Source organism: Tepidimonas sp., from assembly GCF_046292505.1.
GTDB lineage: Bacteria > Pseudomonadota > Gammaproteobacteria > Burkholderiales > Burkholderiaceae_C > Tepidimonas.
Window position 1 is genome coordinate 1 of sequence record NZ_JBKBQX010000264.1, and the last position, 541, is coordinate 541.

1 protein-coding gene is annotated in these 541 nt (G+C 67.5%); it reads left to right on the forward strand.

What is annotated here, in order from left to right; all coding sequences use genetic code 11:
• Positions 1 to 541, forward strand: a 541-nt coding sequence (locus tag ACK4TH_RS13170; protein WP_409627082.1) for a DEAD/DEAH box helicase family protein, incomplete at both ends; no start/stop codon positions are given.

Below are 541 nucleotides of genomic sequence, written 5' to 3' on the forward strand. Positions count from 1 at the left end.
GGGCGGCCCGGCGACCGCCGCGTGGGCGTCATCTGGCATACGCAGGGCAGCGGCAAAAGCCTGACCATGGCCTTCTACGCCGGCCGCATCATCCGCGAGCCGGCCATGCAGAACCCCACCCTCGTGGTGCTGACCGACCGCAACGACCTGGACGACCAGTTGTTCGGCGCCTTTGCCCGCTGTCAGGACTTGCTGCGCCAGCCGCCGGTGCAAGCCGAGAGCCGCACCCATCTGCGCCAACTGCTGGCGGTGCGAGCCGGCGGGGTGGTCTTCACCACCATTCAAAAATTCCTCCCCGACGCGCACGGCGACCGCAACCCCGTGCTCTCCACGCGCGCCAACATCGTGGTCATCGCCGATGAGGCGCACCGCAGCCAGTACGATTTCATCGACGGCTACGCCCGCCACATGCGCGACGCGCTGCCCAACGCCGCGTTCATCGCCTTCACCGGCACGCCGCTCGAACTGACCGACCGCAACACACGCGCCGTCTTTGGCGATTACATCAGCATCTACGACATCCAGCGCGCGGTCGAGGATG